This window comes from Ruegeria atlantica, from assembly GCF_013033965.1.
Taxonomy (GTDB): domain Bacteria; phylum Pseudomonadota; class Alphaproteobacteria; order Rhodobacterales; family Rhodobacteraceae; genus Ruegeria; species Ruegeria atlantica_D.
This window is the reverse complement of sequence record NZ_WQFE01000001.1, coordinates 281,907-302,338: the sequence shown is the minus strand read 5'-3', so window position 1 is coordinate 302,338 and position 20,432 is coordinate 281,907. Positions and strand designations below refer to the sequence as shown.

The 20,432-nt window shown below is 57.9% G+C and carries 21 protein-coding genes; 12 read left to right on the top strand and 9 right to left on the bottom strand.

The window, feature by feature from the left end; genetic code table 11:
• The first annotated feature begins 3 nt into the window (after window positions 1-3).
• The 3 genes from GOW16_RS01515 (at window position 4) to GOW16_RS01505 (ending at window position 1,719) form a co-directional block, all read left to right on the top strand.
• Window positions 4-708 (top strand): DUF533 domain-containing protein, encoded by a 705-nt coding sequence (locus GOW16_RS01515; protein ID WP_170409565.1) that lies wholly within the window; start codon window positions 4-6, stop codon window positions 706-708.
• Window positions 709-835: 127 nt separating this feature from the next.
• Window positions 836-1,003 carry a 50S ribosomal protein L33 gene (gene rpmG / locus GOW16_RS01510; protein WP_005630270.1) on the top strand — a complete coding sequence of 56 codons (168 nt, stop codon included), beginning with the start codon at window positions 836-838 and terminating at the stop codon, window positions 1,001-1,003.
• A 209-nt stretch (window positions 1,004-1,212) separates the two neighbouring features.
• Entirely contained in the window at window positions 1,213-1,719 is a 507-nt protein-coding gene (locus GOW16_RS01505; protein ID WP_170409563.1) for a hypothetical protein, read from the top strand.
• Window positions 1,720-1,888: 169 nt separating this feature from the next.
• Here GOW16_RS01505 and GOW16_RS01500 read toward each other — a convergent pair whose 3' ends face one another.
• Together GOW16_RS01500 and GOW16_RS01495 are read right to left on the bottom strand one after the other, a co-directional pair.
• On the bottom strand, window positions 1,889-2,665 hold the full coding sequence (locus GOW16_RS01500; protein WP_170409561.1) for a Bax inhibitor-1/YccA family protein: 777 nt from the start codon (window positions 2,663-2,665) through the stop codon (window positions 1,889-1,891).
• 181 nt (window positions 2,666-2,846) lie between these two features.
• Window positions 2,847-3,056, bottom strand: a complete 210-nt coding sequence (locus GOW16_RS01495; RefSeq protein WP_170409559.1) for a DUF1127 domain-containing protein — start codon at window positions 3,054-3,056, stop codon at window positions 2,847-2,849.
• Between the two features lie 127 nt (window positions 3,057-3,183).
• On the opposite strand from GOW16_RS01495, the gene GOW16_RS01490 reads away from it, so the two are divergent.
• On the top strand, window positions 3,184-4,065 hold the full coding sequence (locus GOW16_RS01490; RefSeq protein WP_170409557.1) for a LysR family transcriptional regulator: 882 nt from the start codon (window positions 3,184-3,186) through the stop codon (window positions 4,063-4,065).
• A 7-nt stretch (window positions 4,066-4,072) separates the two neighbouring features.
• On the opposite strand, the gene GOW16_RS01485 is transcribed toward GOW16_RS01490, so the two are convergent.
• Window positions 4,073-5,029, bottom strand: coding sequence for an NADPH:quinone oxidoreductase family protein (locus tag GOW16_RS01485; RefSeq protein ID WP_170409555.1), 957 nt, complete (start codon window positions 5,027-5,029; stop codon window positions 4,073-4,075).
• Between the two features lie 323 nt (window positions 5,030-5,352).
• Here GOW16_RS01485 and GOW16_RS01480 point away from each other — a divergent pair, with 323 nt between their 5' ends.
• The 3 genes from GOW16_RS01480 to GOW16_RS01470 all read left to right on the top strand — a co-directional run bounded on the left by GOW16_RS01480 (window position 5,353) and on the right by GOW16_RS01470 (window position 8,009).
• Window positions 5,353-5,724, top strand: coding sequence for a helix-turn-helix domain-containing protein (locus GOW16_RS01480; protein ID WP_170352458.1), 372 nt, complete (start codon window positions 5,353-5,355; stop codon window positions 5,722-5,724).
• A 44-nt stretch (window positions 5,725-5,768) separates the two neighbouring features.
• The gene (gene hisN / locus GOW16_RS01475) at window positions 5,769-6,560 is read left to right on the top strand and encodes a histidinol-phosphatase (RefSeq protein WP_170409553.1); all 792 of its coding nucleotides are present in this window, start codon (window positions 5,769-5,771) and stop codon (window positions 6,558-6,560) included.
• Window positions 6,561-6,674: 114 nt separating this feature from the next.
• Window positions 6,675-8,009 (top strand): 8-oxoguanine deaminase, encoded by a 1,335-nt coding sequence (locus tag GOW16_RS01470; RefSeq protein ID WP_170409551.1) that lies wholly within the window; start codon window positions 6,675-6,677, stop codon window positions 8,007-8,009.
• On the opposite strand, the gene guaD is transcribed toward GOW16_RS01470, so the two are convergent.
• Window positions 8,006-9,295 (bottom strand): guanine deaminase, encoded by a 1,290-nt coding sequence (gene guaD, locus GOW16_RS01465; RefSeq protein WP_170409549.1) that lies wholly within the window; start codon window positions 9,293-9,295, stop codon window positions 8,006-8,008. The genes GOW16_RS01470 and guaD overlap by 4 nt on opposite strands.
• A gap of 138 nt (window positions 9,296-9,433) precedes the next feature.
• On the opposite strand from guaD, the gene mgtE reads away from it, so the two are divergent.
• Together mgtE and GOW16_RS01455 are read left to right on the top strand one after the other, a co-directional pair.
• On the top strand, window positions 9,434-10,828 hold the full coding sequence (mgtE, locus tag GOW16_RS01460; protein ID WP_170409547.1) for a magnesium transporter: 1,395 nt from the start codon (window positions 9,434-9,436) through the stop codon (window positions 10,826-10,828).
• Window positions 10,825-11,388, top strand: coding sequence for a 5-formyltetrahydrofolate cyclo-ligase (locus tag GOW16_RS01455; protein WP_170409545.1), 564 nt, complete (start codon window positions 10,825-10,827; stop codon window positions 11,386-11,388). Before mgtE ends, GOW16_RS01455 begins: the two co-directional genes overlap by 4 nt.
• Before the next feature lie 5 nt (window positions 11,389-11,393).
• On the opposite strand, the gene GOW16_RS01450 is transcribed toward GOW16_RS01455, so the two are convergent.
• A complete protein-coding gene (locus tag GOW16_RS01450; protein WP_170409543.1) occupies window positions 11,394-11,627 on the bottom strand; it encodes a putative hemolysin in 234 nt (77 codons plus the stop codon).
• Between the two features lie 89 nt (window positions 11,628-11,716).
• Here GOW16_RS01450 and GOW16_RS01445 point away from each other — a divergent pair, with 89 nt between their 5' ends.
• From GOW16_RS01445 to GOW16_RS01435, 3 genes are all read left to right on the top strand, one after another.
• On the top strand, window positions 11,717-12,532 hold the full coding sequence (locus GOW16_RS01445) for a TIGR00282 family metallophosphoesterase (protein WP_170409541.1): 816 nt from the start codon (window positions 11,717-11,719) through the stop codon (window positions 12,530-12,532).
• Between the two features lie 90 nt (window positions 12,533-12,622).
• Window positions 12,623-14,401 (top strand): SLC13 family permease, encoded by a 1,779-nt coding sequence (locus GOW16_RS01440; RefSeq protein ID WP_170409539.1) that lies wholly within the window; start codon window positions 12,623-12,625, stop codon window positions 14,399-14,401.
• Between the two features lie 98 nt (window positions 14,402-14,499).
• Entirely contained in the window at window positions 14,500-15,240 is a 741-nt protein-coding gene (locus tag GOW16_RS01435) for a YbaY family lipoprotein (protein WP_170409537.1), read from the top strand.
• A 14-nt stretch (window positions 15,241-15,254) separates the two neighbouring features.
• Here the strand turns inward: GOW16_RS01435 and GOW16_RS01430 are convergent, their stop codons facing one another.
• The 4 genes from GOW16_RS01430 to GOW16_RS01415 form a co-directional block, all read right to left on the bottom strand.
• Window positions 15,255-16,916 (bottom strand): FAD-binding dehydrogenase, encoded by a 1,662-nt coding sequence (locus GOW16_RS01430; RefSeq protein WP_170409535.1) that lies wholly within the window; start codon window positions 16,914-16,916, stop codon window positions 15,255-15,257.
• An 11-nt stretch (window positions 16,917-16,927) separates the two neighbouring features.
• Window positions 16,928-17,785: a bile acid:sodium symporter family protein gene (locus tag GOW16_RS01425; protein WP_170409533.1), complete on the bottom strand. Its 858-nt coding sequence runs from the start codon at window positions 17,783-17,785 to the stop codon at window positions 16,928-16,930.
• Between the two features lie 72 nt (window positions 17,786-17,857).
• Window positions 17,858-18,592 (bottom strand): glutamine amidotransferase, encoded by a 735-nt coding sequence (locus GOW16_RS01420; RefSeq protein ID WP_170409531.1) that lies wholly within the window; start codon window positions 18,590-18,592, stop codon window positions 17,858-17,860.
• Between the two features lie 16 nt (window positions 18,593-18,608).
• Window positions 18,609-20,381: an SLC13 family permease gene (locus tag GOW16_RS01415; protein ID WP_170409529.1), complete on the bottom strand. Its 1,773-nt coding sequence runs from the start codon at window positions 20,379-20,381 to the stop codon at window positions 18,609-18,611.
• Between the last annotated feature and the right edge of the window lie 51 nt (window positions 20,382-20,432).

Below are 20,432 nucleotides of genomic sequence, written 5' to 3'. Positions count from 1 at the left end.
GTTATGAGCTTCATGAAGGCACTGGCTTCGGTTGCGGTTGGGTTTGCGGCCGCAAAGGGCATGGAAAAATACAAGCAAATGGGCGGGATGGCCGGTTTGCAGGACATGATGCAAGGGGCCGGCGGTGGCTTTGGCATGGATCAGCTGGGCAAGATGGCAGAACAGTTCGGGATGCCCGGTGGTGCCGCCGGGTTGCAGGAGATGATTGGAAAGCTTGGCATGGGCAATTCAGCCGGGGCCGCTGGTCTTGGTGGTTTGATGAATGCCATGCAGGGGGCAGCAAAGTCAGGTAGCCAGCAAACCGTCGACATGATGGAAACGGTGTTCAAAGGCACGCCGGGCGGTGCCGCGATGGAAGAGCAAGCCAAGCTGATGCTGCGCGCGATGATCCAGGCGGCCAAAGCGGACGGGGAACTGGACGCGCAAGAGAAGGAGACCATCCTAGGCGAGTTGGGCGATGACATCAGCGATGAAGAACGCGCCTTTGTCCAGGATCAGTTGAACGGCCCGATTGATGTGATTGGATTGGCGGCAGACTCCGGTGCGCCACTGAAGACGCAGGTCTATGCCACGTCTCTGGCGGCGATTCGACTGGATAACCAACGAGAGGCGTCATACCTCGTTCAGCTGGCAACTGCGCTCGGGTTGTCGGACGCTGAACGTGACCAGATACACAGGTATATGGGTGCGCCGACCCTTTCGACCTGAGCCTGATCCCCGCTCGGCCGATCATGTGCCGGATTGCCCTTGACACGAGCCGTGCAAGGCGTAAAAGCGCACGCTCATAGGAATTCAACCGAAAGGCCCCTGCCTTTTCGGACGCAGGAGATCAACCATGGCGAAGCCGACGACAATCAAGATCCGTCTGAACTCGACCGCGGGCACGGGCCACTTCTACGTGACCAAAAAGAACGCGCGTACCATGACCGAGAAAATGACCGTTCGTAAATACGATCCGGTTGCTCGGAAACATGTCGAGTACAAGGAAGGCAAGATCAAGTAATCTGCCGTCCAGCTTGGACAGAAAAGAAAAGGGTTCCGCGGGCGCGGGGCCCTTTTTCTTTATGCTCGCCGTCGCGCAAAAAGCGCGGGCTCGGGAGTTGGCCGTTGCAGTGGCGCATCAGCACAACGGCTATTCGTCTGGACCGCGGGTTGCTTTTTGGGACACCTTGGCCATACGCTTCAGCAAATCGTTCCAAAATGTTGGTCGCCATGAAAAAAATCTTGTTATCCACAATCGCAGTTTTCGCTCTTGCGGCCTGTGAGGATCCTTATAACCGCTCGGGCGTTGGCTTTACGGGCATAGATGGTGAGCCCCGGACTCTCTCTGATGTTCCCGGCGCGGTCTCGTTCCTTCCCGAGGCCACGAATATTCCGGCGGAACTGGCCGTTTTGCCAACAATACCGGTCGTGACAGATCAGGTTGAGGCAGAGAAAGTGGCCCGTGTCGCGATTGACAACGGCGGGCGCAACGAATCGAACTCGGTTATTCTGACCGGTTCGGACATGAATCTGTTTCTGAGCACCGTCAGTGTGAACGGCACTTTGTTTGGTGTGCTTCGGACGGCAAACAATAGTACACGTATCGACAACGACATCGGCGCTGCCTTTGGCCAAAATGCTGAGCAGTTTACCGGATGTCTGCCGGCAGGTGACGTATTTGGCAAGGGATCATCGTCGCGCAGCTCCGGCTTTGCAGTTGCTCTGAACTGCAGCTGATCCAACGACAAGTTACAAATTAAAAAGCCTCCACAGTTTCGGTGGGGGCTTTTTTGCTTTTAGAGGCCAAGCCTGAGTGGCGTGATCGTCGTTGAGGGCATTATGTTGCGCAGAAACAAAAAAAGGCGGGCCAATCTGGCCCGCCTTTGATTTCGCATCCCAAGCTGCCTTATTCGCGGCTTCCGAACAGCTGCAGCAGGAACATGAACATGTTGATAAAGTCCAGATACAGGCTCAACGCGCCCATGATTGCTGCTTTGCCCAGCCATTCCTGGTCACCCGAATGGGCCATCTGCAGGTAGGTGGTTTTGATTTTCTGGGTGTCATAGGCAGTCAGGCCAGCAAAAATCAGAACGCCGATCACCGAGATGGCATACATCATTGCGGGTGATTGCAGGAAGATGTTCACGACCATCGCCACGATCAGGCCAATCAGACCCATGATCAGGAATGTGCCCATTCCGGACAGGTCTTTTTTGGTCACGTAGCCATACAAGGACAGCCCTGCGAAGGCGATCGAGGTGATCAGGAATACCTGAATGATCGACATGCCGGTAAAGGCAATGAAAATCCAGCTGATCGACAGGCCCATGACGGCCGCAAAAGCGTAGAACACCAACTGCGCCGCCGCAGCGGAAAGGCGGTTGATGCCGGCGCTAAAGCCGAAGATGAAGGCTAGGGGTGCAAACATGATCACCCAGCGCAGCGGCGAGGTATAGATCGCGGCGCCCAGCGACGTCAGATACGTGCCCGAACTGATTTGCCCGGCTGCGGCCGACGGGTCGGTTGTCGTTGCAAGGCCGGAAATGGCCCATGCTGCCATGAAAGTAATCAGCATGCCGATGGACATGGTGCCGTAGACTTTGTTCATATGGGCGCGCAGGCCCTCGTCAATCTGGGCAGCGCGCGCACCGGTCGCCGTCCGGATCGTGTCAAATTGTGCCATTAAGGGTCTCCCTTCGCATATTTCTTGTCGTGGCCGTGATAACGGCCGCGTTCCCCGCAAATATCGGCAAGTGCGGGCTGCGTTTCAAGGGTTTAACGCCGGAAACTGGCTAAAACACGCAACAAAAATGGCAGCCCGACGTTTCGCGCTGCCATTCACCGAGAAAAGGTGCGATTTCAAGTCACTTTTGCCAGAAATCAGGCGCATCCCAAATGGATCGCGAAGCCTCAGCTTCGGCTTGTTCGCGGGTGATGCCGATGTCTTCCAGAGCGCGATCATCAAGTTTGGCAAGCGTTTGACGCTGGCGCAGAAGAGAGAAGACATCCTGAAGCGAGGACAACAAAAAGCGACGCTGCGGTTTGCAGTGCTGTTTGATTGCAATTTGGGTCATGTTTATTGTCCTTTCTCTGATTGTCGATGGTTTGAGCTTCTTCCATCAACTTCCTTGATTTATATGGCGCAATATGTCACATTTTGAAAATGAATATTTTTGAAGAGATGCATAAGGAATCGTGAACATGCGAAATTTGGATATCACTACGCTCCGTTCCTTTGTTGCCGTCGCGGACCAAGGGGGCGTGACGCGGGCAGCCGGGTTTCTTCATCTGACGCAATCCGCGGTTTCGATGCAGTTGAAGCGGCTGGAAGAGCTGTTGGATCTTGAATTGTTGGATCGCAGCGGTCGGACAATTGCGCTGACGGCTTCGGGGGAACAATTGCTCGCCTATGCCCGGCGCATGATTGCATTGAATGACGAAGTGATCTCGAAGCTGACCGATCAGGCGTATGAGGGCGAAGTCGTTCTGGGGGTTCCCCATGACATCGTCTACCCGGCCATTCCGCGCGTTTTGCAGCGTTTCAATGCCGACTTCCCACGAGTTCGGGTTCAACTGATTTCGTCATATTCGCTGCAACTGAAGGACATGTTCCGGCGGGGCGAGTGCGATTTGATTCTGACTACCGAGGCCTCTGCTGGCGACGGATCCGAGACCGTGGCCGAGTTGCCGTTGCGGTGGATCGGTGCGCCGGGCGGGTCAGCGTGGCGAAAAAATCCGATCCCTCTGGCCGTTGGGCGGCGATGCGCGTTCCGGCCACAAATGATCTCGGCCCTCGACGCGATGGGCATTCCTTGGGAGCTGTCGGTCGAAACAGAAAACGACCGCACGATTGAGGCGACCGTCAGTGCGGATCTGGCCGTCCACGCCATGCTGGACGGAACTGAACCGGCACATCTGGAACAAATCGACACCGGTGGCGCACTACCGGAACTGCCCGCACATATGATCAATCTGTACGGCGGTGAAGCCGGGCGCGGTGCCGTCGTCGAAGCGCTTGCTGCTTTGGTACGTCAGAATTTCCGCATGCTGGGCAGTGCGCCGCTCAAGGCGGTTGTGGGGTAGGGGCGCGTTAGGGCGTCACCACCACCTTGCCCGTAGCTACCCGGTCGCGCAGCAGCTGCATTCCCTTCTCAGCGTCGGCAAGCGGAAGAACGTGGCTGATATGCGGCTTGATCCGCCCTTCGGCGAGCCAGCCGAAAAGTGTATCAAAGCTGTCTTGCACGATCTGAGGCCGGAACCTCAGGTAGCCGCCGATGTAAAAGCCGATCACGGTCAGGTTCTTCACGAGCAGATGGTTGGCAGGTATTTGCGGAACATCTCCGCCTGCAAACCCGATCGGCAATAGGCGACCTTCGGGGTTGGTCGCCCGGAAAGCGGCCTTGAACACATCCCCGCCGATCGCATCATATACGACATCGGCGCCGCCCAGTTCCTTGACGCGTGCGCGCAGATCCTCGGAGGCGTCGATCAGATGATCCGCGCCAGCAGCGCGGGCTATGTCCAGCTTTTCCTGCCCGCGTGCATGGGCAATCACTGTCGCGCCCATCAGCTTGCCGATTTCAACGGCCGTAAGTCCAACCCCACCTGCCGCTCCGGTGACCAACAGGGTTTCACCCGGTTGGAGATGCGCCCGGTGATCCAGCGCGATGTGGCTGGTTCCATACGCGATCTGTATGGCCGCAGCGTCTTCGAAGCTGATGGCTTCGGGTAGTAAGATCGCCCGGTCTGCATCGAAAACGCCAAACTCTGCCAATCCGCCCTGACCGGAATATACGGCCACACGATCCCCGACATTTAAACGGGTGATACCGCTGCCCAGCTTGTCGACAACGCCCGCAACTTCCATACCAAGGGTGAACGGAGCCTTGGGCGTGTCCTGGTAAGTGCCTTTCTGCATCAGCAGGTCTGCAAAGTTCAATCCGCAAGCCTTGATCGCGATGCGCACTTGCCCGGCGCCGGGTTCGGGAAGGTCAACCTCAGCCAGTCGGGCGGCGCTTCCTTGGGTTGGAATCGTGAATGCCTGCATGATCGCGCTCCGTAGTTTTGGGGGCATAGATTCTCTTCAGCCAGGGTTTGTCAATCTCTTCGCCGTCCGAACTAGGCGCATTGAGGTGCCGGACATTGCGCTTAGGAATTTCCGCCGCGTCGAAAACACACAACCCTAAATCTTTGTTGCCCGAAACAGATTCAACCTTCTTGAAAAAATATCCAATTGCGGCAATATTGCGCTATGGTGCTGTTTTGGGGGCATGTTCCAAATTAGGGAGTGGTTAAGTGCGACTCGTTAGTGTTGCGATGAAAATCAACGCGCGCCCCAGGTAGTTGTGTGTGTAGGAGAGGAGAATACCAATGACCCATCACGTCGATGTCCATGTGGGCAAGCGCGTCCGGCATCGCCGCTGGCTGATTGGCATGACCCAACAGCAGTTGGCGCAGCAAGTTGGTATTAAGTTTCAACAAATTCAAAAGTATGAAACTGGGGCCAACCGGATCAGCGCGTCTCGCCTGTGGGACATTGCCGAGGCATTGGACGTTCCCGTCAGCTTTTTCTTTGAAGGTCTGGAAGAGGCCGAAAAAGAAACCGCTGGCAAAAAGTCGGTTCCTGCCGATCTAATGGGGGACAAGGAAGCGCTGGACCTCGTGCGGTCCTATTATGCGATTCCCGAAAATCAACGCCGCCGCCTGTTCGAACTGGCTCGGGTTCTCAGCGACGTCGCATAATTTAGCGGGTTGACTCCAAACCGTGCGCGCCTCACGGGTTACGCATGCAAGAGATCTCTCTAAGCGATCTGGAAGTTGCCGAAGAAATGGCCGACGCGGCGCGTGCGGCCATTCTTCCCGTTTTCAGGCAGACCGACCTACAGACATCCAACAAATTGAGCGGTGGGTTTGACCCCGTCACCATTGCCGACCGAAACGCTGAAAAAGCGATGCGCGACGTGCTTGCGCGCCATCGGCCCGAAGACGGCATTTTTGGCGAAGAATTTGGCCGCGAAGAAGGCTCCAGCGGCCGGACATGGGTTCTGGATCCCATAGACGGCACCAGGGGGTTCATCAGCGGGACTCCGACCTGGGGCGTTCTGATTGCCCTCAGTACGTCTGACGGCCCGATCATGGGGGTTATCGACCAACCTTATATCGGTGAGCGGTTCGTGGGTTCGGCGGAGATTGCGCAGGTCACAGGTCCAACCGGAACGGCACAGTTGAAAACACGCGCGACGCCCACCTTGGATCAGGCAATTGTATTCACTACCTTCCCCGAGGTCGGAACACCCGAGGATCGCGCGGGGTTTGAAGCTGTGGCCCGGCATGCAAAACTGACCCGCTATGGTATGGATTGCTATGCCTATGCGCTGGTTGCGGCGGGACAGGTTGATCTGGTGATCGAAGCTGGTCTGAATGCTTACGACATCCAAGCCCCTATCGCAGTGATAGAGGCTGCGGGTGGCGTTGTGACTGACTGGCAGGGTGGTCCGGCCCATCATGGCGGACGGGCGCTGGCCGCAGCCAACCCCGAACTGCACGCGGTTGCACTGGAAATCCTGCACAACTACTGAAACCGGTTGCCGGGGTTCAGCCGGTCAGGTAAGTTCCACTTGGCTGGTTCTTATGCCCGTTTTCCGCCAGCCTTTGCACTTCTTGCATGAGACGGGCTAATGCAGGAGGGCGAATTGGCTGAAATCCTTATCAAAAATGCAGATACCATACTGACGATGGATGACGCGCGGCAAGAACTGTCGGGCGCGGACATTCTAATTTCTGGAGGTCAGATCAAGCAGATCGGCCACAACCTGCAAACAGACGGAGAGATTCACGATGCCGCGGGTTGTGTTGTGACCCCCGGTCTCGTGAACACCCACCACCATTTGTACCAAACCCTGACGCGGGCCGTACCAGGAGGGCAGGATGCGTTGCTGTTTGGTTGGCTGCAAACACTCTACCCGATATGGTCTCGTTTCGGCCCCGAAGAGATGTTCGTGTCGGCTCAGATCGGTCTGGCGGAATTGGCTCAGTCTGGATGCACGCTTAGCTCTGATCACTTATACCTGTATCCCAATGGCGCGCGTCTGGACGACACGATTGCCGCTGCCGCTGAAATTGGCCTGCGGTTCCATCCGACCCGTGGCGCGATGAGTATTGGTGAAAGCGACGGAGGATTGCCGCCTGATACCTTGGTCGAAGTCGAATCGGCGATCCTTGATGACATGATCCGTGTGGTCGACGCGTTTCACGACCCATCCGAAGGGGCGATGTGCCGGGTTGGGTTAGCGCCCTGTTCTCCGTTCTCGGTCAGCCGTGACCTGATGCGCGACACGGCAATCCTTGCGCGCGACAAGGGCGTGATGTTGCACACTCATCTAGCAGAAAATGATGAGGATATTGCCTATTCGCAGGCGCAATTCGGGTGCCGCCCCGGTCAATATGCCGAAGACCTGGGGTGGACCGGATCAGACGTCTGGCATGCACATTGCGTAAAGCTGGACGGGGCCGAGATTGATCTGTTTGCCAGAACCCAAACAGGTGTGGCCCATTGTCCTTGCTCCAATTGTCGATTGGGATCGGGTATCGCCCCAGTGCGGGCAATGCGTGATCACGGGGTTCCGGTGGGGCTGGGCGCCGACGGTTCGGCCAGCAACGATAACGGCAGTCTGATCCTCGAGGCCCGACAAGCCATGCTGCTGCAGCGCGTTGCCAATGGCGCGGATGCAATGTCGTCACGCGAAGCGTTGGAGATTGCCACGCGTGGCGGTGCAGATGTGCTGAACCGCCCCGATTGCGGTCGGCTTGAGCCCGGTAAGCGCGCCGACATTGCCATATGGGACACACGCGGCATCGAAAGCGCGGGCAGTTGGGACCCGGCCGCTTTGCTGCTGGCCGGGCCAATGAAGGTGAAACACCTGTTTGTCGAAGGCCGCCAGATCGTGCGCGACGGGCATGTCACGACGTTGGACGTGCCGCGCGTAATCGAACGGCAGGCCCAGCTGGCCCGTGCTTTGCAAGCCTAGGACGTCACGCGGCGACCGGCGATCCATACTTCGGCAATAGCCCGGTCGTCGCCCATCATGATGGTTGGGAAAATGGCCTCCCACAGGTCATCGGCGCAAGCCTCGCGCTGGGCGATGGCGGGGGTTGAAGCCAGGTCGAGAACAACCAGATCAGCCTCCATCCCCGGTGCTACGTTGCCGATGCAATCATCCATCCGCAGCGTGCGGGCCGAGCCGACCGTGCCCAGCCACAATAGTTGTGCAGCGTGCAAAGGTGAACCGCGCAGTTGTCCGATTTCATAGGCCGAGGCCATTGTGTGCAGCATCGAAAAGCTGGACCCGCCGCCGGTATCTGTTGCAAGTCCAACCCGGTGACCTTCGCGCATCAACCCGTCCATGTCGAACAGGCCGGATCCGATAAAGGTGTTCGAGGTTGGGCAATGGATCAGTGAGGCGTCAACTTCGCGCAGCCGATCGCGTTCACGCGCTTCCAGGTGGATGACATGGCCATAAACGCCATGCGAACCCAGCAGTCCGAACTTTTCGTAGGTATCAAGATAGTCCCGTGCGTCGGGAAACAGTTCACGCACCCACGCGATTTCGTCGGTTTGCTCGCTCAGGTGCGTTTGCATCAGGCAATGCGGATGTTCAGCCCATAGCGCGCCCATCGCTTCAAGCTGCTCGGGCGTTGATGTTGGCGAAAATCGCGGAGTGATGGCGTATGATATCCGGTCGACGCTGTGCCATTTCTCCAGCAAGGCCTGCGACTGGTCGTAGGCCGTCTGCGGCGTGTCCCGCAGTCCTTCGGGCGCATTGCGGTCCATGCAGGTTTTACCCGCCACCACACGTTGCCCGCGTTGCTGTGCAGCCGTGAAGAATGCATCGACACTTTCGGGGTGGATGGTGCAGAAACTGCACATCGTTGTCGTCCCATGCGCGGCTGTCAGATCAAGGTAACGGTTGGCGATCTCGGCTGCGTATTCGGGATTCCCAAACTTCATTTCCTCGGGGAAAGTATAGGTATTCAGCCAGTCGATCAGGCGTTTGCCCCAACTGGCAATCATGGCGGTTTGCGGGTAGTGGACATGGGCATCCACAAAACCGGCCATGATCACGTGCTGACCGTGGTTTACAACCTCGACCTCCGGTTGCGCGGCGAGCAGGCTGTCAGCATCGCCAACTGCAGAAATGCGGCCGTCTTCAACAAGGACCGCTTCGCTGATCGTCACCGCCTCTATCGGTTCACCTTCGAATGGTGATCCGTTGAAGCTGAGGACACGCCCTTTCAGCAGCGTTTTATGCGCCATTTCTGTTTATCTCCGCCTGTGTGGGACTACGAAACAGCATAAGGGGACGAAACTTGCCGGTAAATCGGCGCATTGTCATTGTTTTCCGGTAGCTGCTTCTTCTAATTAGGGGTCAATGCGCGAACACACGGGGGCAACATGACCACAGGCTTTGATGAACCCGTAACCGAGTCCACGAGTGACGACGATGTTTATGCGCTGGACCGCAAGACTGTAGCGGACATCTTGTATGCGGTCGAGGTAGACGATCGCGATAAGCTGATCGAGCTTATGGATCCTCTGCACGCGGCGGACATCGCTGACCTTCTGGAGCAGATCAGCCCCCATGAACGCGTTCACCTGATCCGTCTGTACGACAAAGAGTTCGACGGCGACATCCTCTCCGAACTGGACGAAGCGCTGCGCGAAGAGGTGATTGGTATCCTGCGCCCCGACGTTTTGGCCGAGGCCGTGCGGGACATGGAAAGCGACGATGTTGTCGACCTGCTGGAGGACCTCGAAGAACCGCAGCAAGAGGCCATCCTTGATGCTCTGGAAGAACCTGAGCGTCACGCGGCCGAACAGGCGCTGTCCTACCCCGAAAACTCGGCCGGTCGCCTCATGCAGCGAGAGGTCGTCATGGCGCCCGAGCATTGGACAGTTGGGCAGGCCATCGACTTCATGCGCGCCAATGATGACCTGCCGGAACAGTTCTATCACGTGGTTCTGGTTGATCCGCGACTCAAGCCGGTGGCTCAGGTCACACTGGGCAAGCTTATGGCGACGCGTCGCGAGGTCACCCTGCACGACATCGCCGAAGAGGAATTCCATACAATCCCGGTCGATCAGGATGAAGAGGATGTCGCTTATGCATTTAACCAGTACCACCTGATTTCTGCGCCTGTGGTTGATGCCGATGGGCGTCTCGTTGGTGTGATTACCATTGACGATGCGATGGTCGTTCTGGATGAAGAACATGAAGAGGACATCCTGCGTCTGGCTGGTGTGGGTGAAGAGAGCTCTCTGTCCGATAGCGTCGCCGCGACCAGCAAGCGTCGGCTACCCTGGCTTGCGGTGAACCTGTGCACGGCGATCTGTGCCTCGCTGGTGATTTCCCAGTTTGAAGCGGCGATTGATCAACTGGTTGCATTGGCCATCTTGATGCCGATCGTGGCATCGATGGGAGGCAACGCCGGTACGCAGTCGCTGACGGTTGCCGTGCGGGCGCTGGCGACTCGCGACCTGACCAACGCGAACGTTATGCGCGTGATCCGGCGGGAATTGCTGGTGGGTATGCTCAATGGGCTGTGTTTTGCGACCGTTTTGGGGACCGTCGGCATGATGTGGTTCGATTCTCCTTTGTTGGGTGTCGTGATCGGCTCGGCCTTGGTCGTGAATATGGTGATCGCGGGCTTTGCAGGTACGGTAGTACCGGTCGTGCTGGACCGTCTGGGCGTTGACCCGGCGCTGGCGTCTGGGACTTTCGTGACGACCACAACGGATGTCATGGGGTTCTTCATCTTTCTTGGGCTTGCCAGCGTGGTGCTTCTGTGACCGATCTGACTGAAATCAAAGCCGCCGCGCGCAAGGCGGCATTTGCACGCCGCAAGGCCGCGTTTGATGCGCGATTGCCGGGTGCAGCAGGGCGACTGTCCGAAGTGCTGGCGGGTCATCGCGGCGTGCCGATGTCGGGCTACATGCCGATCCGCACAGAGATTGACCCGCTGCCCGCAATGTCCGAAGCGGCCGCTTATGGCCCGGTCGGCGTGCCAGTCATTCAGGCCGCCGGACAGGCGTTGCGGTTTTCGCGCTGGACGCCTGAGGGTGTTCTGAAAAACGGGCCGTTCGGCGCGAAAGTCCCCGAGGTCGACGACTATTTCGACCCCGAGATCCTGATCGTGCCGCTGGTCGCCTTTGACGCGCAGGGCGGAAGGCTGGGATATGGTGGCGGTTTTTACGACCGCACGCTGGAAGGTTTGCGCGCCAAGCGCCCTACGTTGGCCATCGGATTTGCCTTTGACGCACAAGAGGCCGAAGGGTTGCCGTTGGAACCAACGGATCAGCCGTTGGATATGGTCATCACGGAAAGCCGGGTTCTGACGTTCCGGGCCTGACCGCTTCAGGTCGGGCTGTTTTCGCGGAAGTACTTCCACGCATCGACTTCCTTGCCATCGGGCAAGATACAGACACCAGTCTGGCCTTCGTCACCATCGCGAATTTCATAGCGGTTGCCGCTTTCAACGCAGAAGGTTGCGGCGGGGTTTGCCAACTGGGTCGAAGACCCGGTTGAAGCTGGCTGGTCGCAGGCCGCAAGCATCGTCAGACTGGCAGTGGTCAGAAGGGCAAAGCGCATGAGAATTCTCCTGGGTAAAGTACTTTGTCAGATTATGTCGCCAGCTTAACCACTTGTGCTTGGCTGTTACCACACTTAGGACGATATGGATGAGAATACTGTTTCTGGGTGACGTCATGGGCCGTGCTGGGCGCGCGGCTGTTCAGCAACATTTGCCGCGTTTGCGCGACGAGTGGCGGCTGGATTTTGTTGTAGTCAATGGCGAGAACGCCTCGAATGGCATGGGCCTTACGGGCGATCACGCCAAGCTGCTGCTGGACGCGGGCGCGGATTGCCTTACGCTGGGCGATCACGCGTTCGACCAGAAGGACATGCTCCAGTTTATCGAAAATGAACCTCGCATCGTGCGTCCGGTGAACTTTGCCAAGGGTGCCCCGGGTCGGGGGCACCGGCTGTACACTGCGCCGGGTGGGCGCAAGATTCTGGTAGTTCAGGTGTTGGGGCAGGTCTTCATGAAGCGTCCATTTGATGATCCGTTCTCGGCCATCGAACCTATTCTCAGGTCGCACCCGCGCGGGGGTCAGGCGCAGGCGATCATTGTTGATATGCACTGCGAAGCGACGTCCGAGAAGATGGCCATGGGTCACTATTGTGACAAACGCGCCAGCCTTGTGGTCGGCACGCACACACACGTACCGACCGCAGACGCGCAGGTACTACCAGGTGGAACGGCCTATCTGACGGATGCTGGCATGTGTGGCGATTATGACTCGGTCATCGGGATGGATAAGCTTGAGCCGATGCGTCGGTTCATCACAGGCATGCCCAAGGCCCGGTTCACCCCGGCCAACGGTGAGGCTACGCTGAGCGGCGTGTTTGTTGAAACCGACGACCGCGACGGGCAGGCAAAATCTGTTCAAATGGTACGCGTTGGCGGGCGGTTGCAACAGGCTGGACCGCAATAATTCCACGTCAGGCTTGCTCTGTCGCGCGCAATGCGTGAAACTGCCTGACGGGCGCGTAAGCCAGGCCAGGGTTCGGACAGAATACCAAGAATGCAATTCCTTCAGCTGACAGAAATGGGAAGCGCGATACTGGCGCTGTTGGTCGTTGCAGGCATGTTCATCATGTTCCTGCGCGAAGTCTATCCGACCGAAGTTGTAGCAATCGGTGGCGTCGCGGTGATGTTGGCGACAGGCATTCTGCCTTACCAAAGTGCGCTTGCGGTCCTGTCAAACCCGGCCCCTTGGACAATTGCTGCGATGTTCATCATCATGGGAGCTTTGGTCCGTACCGGCGCGTTGGACGCATTCACATCGACTGCTCAAAAGCAGGCACAGGTGAATCCCAAGGTCGCAATTGCAACGCTGATGGCTTTTGTCGTTTTGGCCTCGGCGGTTGTCTCAAATACGCCCGTAGTGGTCGTCATGATCCCCGTGTTCGTTCAGATCGCGCGCACGCTGAACGTTCCGGCCTCGAAACTGCTGATCCCGCTTAGTTATGCGGCTATTCTGGGCGGCACACTGACCCTGATCGGGACCTCGACCAACCTGCTGGTCGATGGTGTCGCGCGGGCGCAGGGGATGACCCCGTTTACGATCTTTGAGGTCACGCCGCTGGGCATCGCGCTGGTCATTTACGGCATGTTCTATCTGCGTTTTGTGGCGCCGCGCCTGCTACCTGAGCGTGACAGCATGGCATCCATGCTTAGCGACAGGTCGAAGATGAAATTCTTTACCGAGGCGGTGATCCCACCGGACAGCAACCTGATCGGACGCGAAGTGACCGGTGTGCAGTTGTTCAAGCGTCAGGGCGTGCGTCTGATCGACGTTGTGCGCGGAGACGAGTCGCTGCGGCGCAACCTCAAGGGTGTCGTTCTGAAGGTCGGCGACCGTGTGGTTCTGCGAACCGAGATGACGGAACTGCTGAGCTTACAAACCAACAAGGAACTCAAGCGTGTCGATCAGGTCTCGGCGGTTGAGACCAAGACGGTCGAAGTGCTGATCACTCCGGGCTGCCGCATGGTCGGGCGGACGCTGGGCGCGATGCGTTTGCGCCGTCGTTATGGCGTTTATGTATTGGCGGTTCATCGCCGGAACCAGAATATCGGGCGTCAGCTGGATGATCTGGTCGTTCGAGTTGGTGACACGCTGCTTTTGGAGGGCTCGCCAGCCGATATCCAGAAGCTGGCGGCTGATATGGATATGGTTGATGTGACCCAGCCCTCGGCGCGTGCATTTCGCCGTAGCCACGCACCGATCGCCATCGGGGCGCTGGTCGGGATCGTCGCGCTGGCCGCGCTGGGCGTTGCACCCATTCTGCTGCTCTCGGTTCTGGCTGTTGCGGTTGTTTTGATTACCCGATGCATTGACGCGGATGAGGCGTTTTCCTTTGTCGAAGGGCGGTTATTGGCCCTGATCTTCTCGATGCTGGCCATTGGCGCTGCATTGGATAAATCCGGTGCAGTTTCCTTGATTGTCGAAGCCGTTGCGCCTGGCCTGGGTGCTCTTCCACCATTCCTGATCATCTGGGCGGTCTATCTACTGACCTCGGTGCTGACTGAACTCGTGTCGAATAACGCTGTGGCCGTCGTTGTGACACCGATTGCCATCGGATTGGCTCAGGCGGTGGGAATCGATCCGCGCCCTCTGGTCGTGGCGGTCATGGTTGCGGCCTCAGCGTCTTTCGCGACGCCGATCGGGTATCAGACCAACATGATGGTTTACGGCCCGGGTGGATACCGGTTCACCGATTTTCTGAAGGTTGGCGTGCCTCTGAACCTGACCGTCGGATTGTTGGCATCGCTGCTGATCCCGCTGATCTGGCCGCTGTAAGATCGGCGCAGAACTGCTGGTTTTCCGGGGAAGTCCTTGTAAACTCATAATCTCATACAATGTTTTGAGAAAGTGATTTTTCGAAAAGGAGCACTTCCATGCTCAAAACCGGATATACTGCGATTGCGGTCGCAGCCACCTCAGCCATGCTGAGCAGCGCTGCCGTCGGCGGAACGATCGAAGGCACAGCCACATATCGCGAGCGTATCGCCGTGCCACCCGATGCGACCCTGTTTGTGCAATTGCAAGACGTCTCGCGTGCTGATGTGCCTTCGGTGACCTTGTCCGCCAAACGTTACGCGCTGACCGGCGTACCCGCGCAATTCGAACTGAGCTATGACGATGCACTGATACAGGATGGGATGCGCTATGTGGTTCGTGGTTCGGTCTTTCAGGGCGACAGGTTGCTCTATATCACAGACACTGCTTACCCGGTTCTGACAAACGGTGCCGGGAACGCCACGGACCTAATACTGGTTAAGGTCCAAGCGCCAGGCGCAGCCACTTTGGAAGGCACCAACTGGATTGCTACAGGTTTGCATGGTGTCCCGTTGGAGACCGAACGTCGCCCCGCCTTGTCATTCGCACAGGACGGTGCTTTTTCCGGAACCGGGGGGTGCAACCGGTTTTCCGGTCAGGCGAAGATTGTCGGAACGAACATAGAGTTCCCAGACAACATGGCCGCGACGCTGATGGCATGCCCGCCGCCTTTGGATGAGGTTGAGAGGCAGTTCTTCAAGGCCCTTCAGGGTGTGTCTGCCTATGTGTTCAAAGGGGATACGCTGGTCCTGCTGGACAGCTCCGGGCAATCTGTCGTGCAGTTTGCCCGGGAACAGTAGAGGTTAACGGGTCGTCATGCGACGGCCCTTGACCGCCCTGCATTGCGACCTGAGAATATGCAGCCGCCCAGGAATGAACCTTCAAGCGCGTTGTAGCCGTGATAGCCACCGCCGCCGAAGCCCGCGACCTCTCCGGCTGCGAACAGGCCGGGAATGACCTGACCGTCTGCGCCAACCATCTGGCTGTCCAGATTGGTCTGGAGCCCGCCCAGTGTTTTGCGGGTCAGCACATGCAGTTTCACTGCGATCAGCGGACCATTGGCCGGGTCCAGGAACTTGTGCGGCTTGGCGGTACGGATCAGTTTGTCACCGCGATAGTTGCGCGCGGCCAGAATGGCGGCCATTTGTGCGTCTTTGGTGAACGGGTTGTCGACCTGCGAATCCCGCGCCTCGATCTGGGCGCGTAGGTGGGTCTCATCAATCAAGCCTCCGCCCAGATGGTTCATGCCGTTCACCAGTTCGGTCAAGGTATTGGCAACGACAAAATCCTCTCCGTGTTCTTTGAACGCCTCGACCGGGGCCGTGGCTTTGGACCCTGTCAGAATGCGTTGGAACAAAACCTCTTTCCAACCACCATCGGTCATGTCGGGATTTTGTTCGGACCCGGATAGGGCGAATTCCTTTTTGATCACCTTTTGGGTCAGAACAAACCAGCTGTATTCGTGGCCGGTCTTCAGAATTTCTTTTAGCGTGCTCAATGTATCAAAGCCGGGCAGGCAAGGCGGCTTCAGCCGATTTCCTTCGGCGTCGAACCACATTGAGCTTGGGCCAGGCAGAATGCGAATCCCATGCGATGGCCAGATCGGGTTCCAGTTGCGCACGCCTTCGGTGTAGTGCCACATCCGGTCTCCGTTGATGACGTGACCGCCTGCCTTTTCGCTGATACCGATCATGCGCCCATCGACATGGAATGGCACACCCGCAACCATGTCCTTGGGCGGTTCGCCCAGACGGTCACGCGGCCAGCTTTTGCGCACCATTTCGAAGTTGCCTCCGATACCGCCCGAGGTGACGATGACAGCCGGCGCATAAAATTCGAACTCTCCGACCTCATCGCGGTTGGTCTTGGCACCGTGGGGTGCGGTATCATCGGCCAGAACCTCGCCCGAAACGCCCTTGGCGGCTCCGTTCTGCATGATGATGTGGCTGACCTGATGGCGGAATTTCAACTCGATCAACCCGTTGCTGACATGTTCGCGCACACGGCGTTTGAACTGTTCCAGAACACCGGGACCCGTGCCCCACGTGATATGAAAACGGGGCACAGAATTGCCATGACCATCCGCATAGGAACCGCCGCGTTCTGCCCAACCGACAATGGGGAACCAGCGCAAGCCCATGTCGTGAAGCCAGGGGCGCATCTCGCCGGCGGCAAATTCTACGTAGGCCTCGGCCCATTTGCGGGGCCATGCATCTTCGTCGCGGTCGAACTGCGCGCTGCCCATCCAGTCGCGCAGGGCTAGGTCGTAGCTGTCCTTGATCCCCATGCGCCGCTGTTCTGGCGTGTCGACCATAAAGAGCCCGCCAAGGCTCCAGAACGCCTGACCGCCCAGGAAATGCGCGGGTTCCTGATCGACCACGATCACCTTTTTGCCCCGATCGCCCAGTTCGGCCGCGGCGGCCAACCCGGCCAGCCCAGCCCCCACGACGATGGCATCGGCAGAGTTATTCGTCATGTCTTATCCTTTCAGCGGTTGCGGAACCAAAGGATGAAGGGCATAGCCACAACATACATAGTTATTCCGTACACAGCCGAGGGCAGGGCCAACGGACTGAATCCGCTTTCCGTCGCCGTGATCAATGCAGCCAGTGTAATCCCAAGGGTCGAGTTTTGTATTCCGGTTTCGATAGAAACGGTCTTGCTTTCGTTCCAGGTCAGGTTTGCCGCACGCGCCAATCCTAAGCCGATCAACAGAAGGGCGATGTTCAATGAGATCAATCCGGCGCCCATCACGCCCAGGTTGTCCACAAACAGTTGCCAGTTTCCAGCCAAAGCAGCCACGACGATCAGCACGAACAGAACGGTTGCAAGCTTTGACAGCGCGGGCTCGATCCGCTTTGCAAAGCCGGTCGCAAAGCTGCGAAGTGTGACGCCAATCGCCACTGGTAGTGTCGTGATCAGGAACATGGCGATTGCAAGCCCAGAGATGGAAACCTCGGGCGCGGCATCGCCCATGAAGTAATTCACTGACCATGCAGCAAGAAAGGGGACAGTCACCATCGACAGCAGGCTGATGACGGCGGTCAGGCTGACCGACAGTGCGACATCGCCCTTGGCCAGTTTCGACAGGATGTTGCTGGTCACGCCACCCGGACAAAAACTGAGGATCATGAAGCCGACTGCAATCTCGGGCGGCAATGCAAACAATATCACCGTGATGAAGGCCGCGACCGGCAGCAGCACAACCTGACACAACGCACCGATGGCAAATGGATAGCGCCGGTTAAGAACGCGGCGGAAATCGGCGACCTGGAGCCCGACGCCGAGGGACAGCATGATAATGGCCAACGACAGCGGCAGGCCGACATTTATTAGAAGATCCAAGAACAACTCCTCCCAAAGCCGTTCGGGCCACCCTAAGCGAGCGATTGTGGATCAGGCAATAACGCCGTTAGGTCATCCATAGCGTTCGGCGAACCTGCGGAGGATTTCGGCCGGTTGTGTAACATCCGCAGCATGGCAGATATCGATCAGGCGCTGGGCGTCCTCGGGCGGAAAATAGCCGTGGTTCTTGTAAATGTTGATGCGCTGTTCAAAATCGCGCGCATCCGCTTCGGGGTGGAACTGGGTGGCGTAGACATTCTGCCCCCAGCGGATCATTTGAAACGGACACGGGTCCGAGGCCAGCAGATGCGCGCACCCATCGGGCAGCGCCTGCACGGCCTCCTTGTGGCCAACAAAGGCGTCGAATGTTCCGGCCAGTCCTTCCGTCAACGGGTCCTGTGCGCCGTCTTCGGTCAGATGGCAGGTCGAAGGTCCGACAGGTTCACCGTACCTATCTTTGCTGACATCACCGCCAAGATAGGCTGCGAGTATTCCCAACCCATAGCAGCACCCCATAAACGGATGATCCTGCGCGATGACTTGCGGCATCAGCCCCATGATCGCCGCTTCAATGCGCGCGTCGGTTTCTGATTTGGTGTTCGGATCGTCGCTCACACATCCAGGGCCGCCGCCGACGATCACCCCGGCGTAATCTGTAACATCCAGATCGTCGGGCAAGACCTCGCAGTCCAATCGGATACGATGGGTCTGTTCTGGCGGCAACCCGGTCTTGTCCAGAATCGACGCATACTCGGCATCCGAAGCGTCGGTTTCCGGACGCAGTTGCAGGATCAGAAATCGTTTCATGAAAGGCTCTTATCCGTCAAAGGGGCCAAAATACAAGAATTGCAGGAATGGAGACGGCGATGATCAGGATTTCCAGCGGCAACCCCATGCGCCAATAATCGCCAAACTGATAGCCACCAGGACCTAACACCAACGTATTGTTCTTGTGCCCGATCGGCGTCAGAAACGCGGCCGAGGCAGCCACTGCAACGGTCATCAGGAACGGGTCGGGCGAAACCTCAAGCGTGCGGGCCATCTGGATACCGACGGGCGCTGCGACGATGGCGGTGGCGGTGTTATTCAGCACGTCCGACAGGGTCATGGTGACCACCATCAACACCGTCAGAATGGCCCATGCAGGAAGGCCATCGGTCAGATGAATTAACGCATTCGCAATAAGTTCCGTTCCGCCAGATGTCTCCAATGCGCTGCCAAGCGGGATCATTGAGCCCAGCAGCACGACGACAGGCCATTCGATATGATTATAGATATCGGCAATCGGCATGATCTTGGTCAGGACATAGGCGACAACGACCAGCCCCAAGGCGATAGGCAGATAGATCAGACCAACACTGGCCGCCAGCACAGCAGCGGCGAACAGGCCAATGGCCAGCCACGCCTTTTCGTTGGCGGTTACGTTCAGTCCTCGTTCAGCCAGTGGCAAACACCCCAGCCATTCTGTCACGTCGGTACTGCGGTCGCGAGGGCAGAGGAGCAACAGAATGTCGCCCGCTTCAATCTGGGTTTTGCGGACCTGTTCGGTTATCTGGCGACCCTGACGTGAAATCCCCATGAGAACGGTGCTCTGACGCCATGCCAACCCCAAACCTTGCGCGGTGCGGCCGGTGACGCGTGCGTTCAGTGGTACAACGACCTCAACAACTTCCAGACCGTCCCCCTCGGCGGTCAGCAATTCCTGACGGCGGGAGTCCGAGAAATCGAGATTCAGAGCCGTGCGGAACTCGTCCAGCGCCTCGGGGCGGGCCTCAAGCACCAAAGCATCGCCCGGTTTGATTGTTGCATGGGCCGAACGGCCATAGCGTCGCTTGCCATCCCGGATAAGACCAATGATGGCCACGTCGGATTTTTCGGCGGCCTCGTAAAGCTCGCTGACACGTTTTTCGATTTGCGGGGACTCTGGTGGTACTGTCAGTTCCGCGATGTATTCAGCGAGGGTTTCAGAGGCTTCTTCCTGTGTTCCGCGATTGGGGATCAAACGCCAGCCGACAAGGGCGACGAAAGCGAGGCCAGCGATGGCGGCCAGACCGCCCACCGGTGCGAAGTCGAACATACGGAACGGTTCGCCCAGAGTTTCAGCCCGGATTGAGGCAATGATAATGTTGGGCGGCGTACCGATCAGGGTGGCCATGCCGCCCAGAATGGTGGCAAAGCTCAGCGGCATCAGTGTCAGACCGACCGACCGGCCAGCCTTGCGCGCGGTTTGGATATCGACGGGCATCAGCAGTGCCAGCGCAGCCACGTTGTTCATAAAGGCGGACAAGACCGCGCCGATCCCGCCCATCAGCGCGATGTGCGCGCCAAGCCCGCGTGATGCATCAACCAGCGTGCGGGTGATTAGAAAGACGGCCCCCGATCTGACAAGCCCTGCCGAGACGACCAGAACCAAAGCAACGATGATTGTGGCGGGGTGTCCGAACCCGGCAAAAGCGTCATCAACCGGTACAACACCCAGCACAACTCCGATCAAAAGGGCGGTAAAGGCCACGAGGTCATATCGAAACTTCCCCCACAGCAGCATTCCAAAAACAATGGCGAAAAGGGAAAATAGAATAATCTGGTCTGTTGTCATGCGGTCACCATACCCGTCGCGGCGACTGTCGCAAGCCGCTCTCTTGATCCT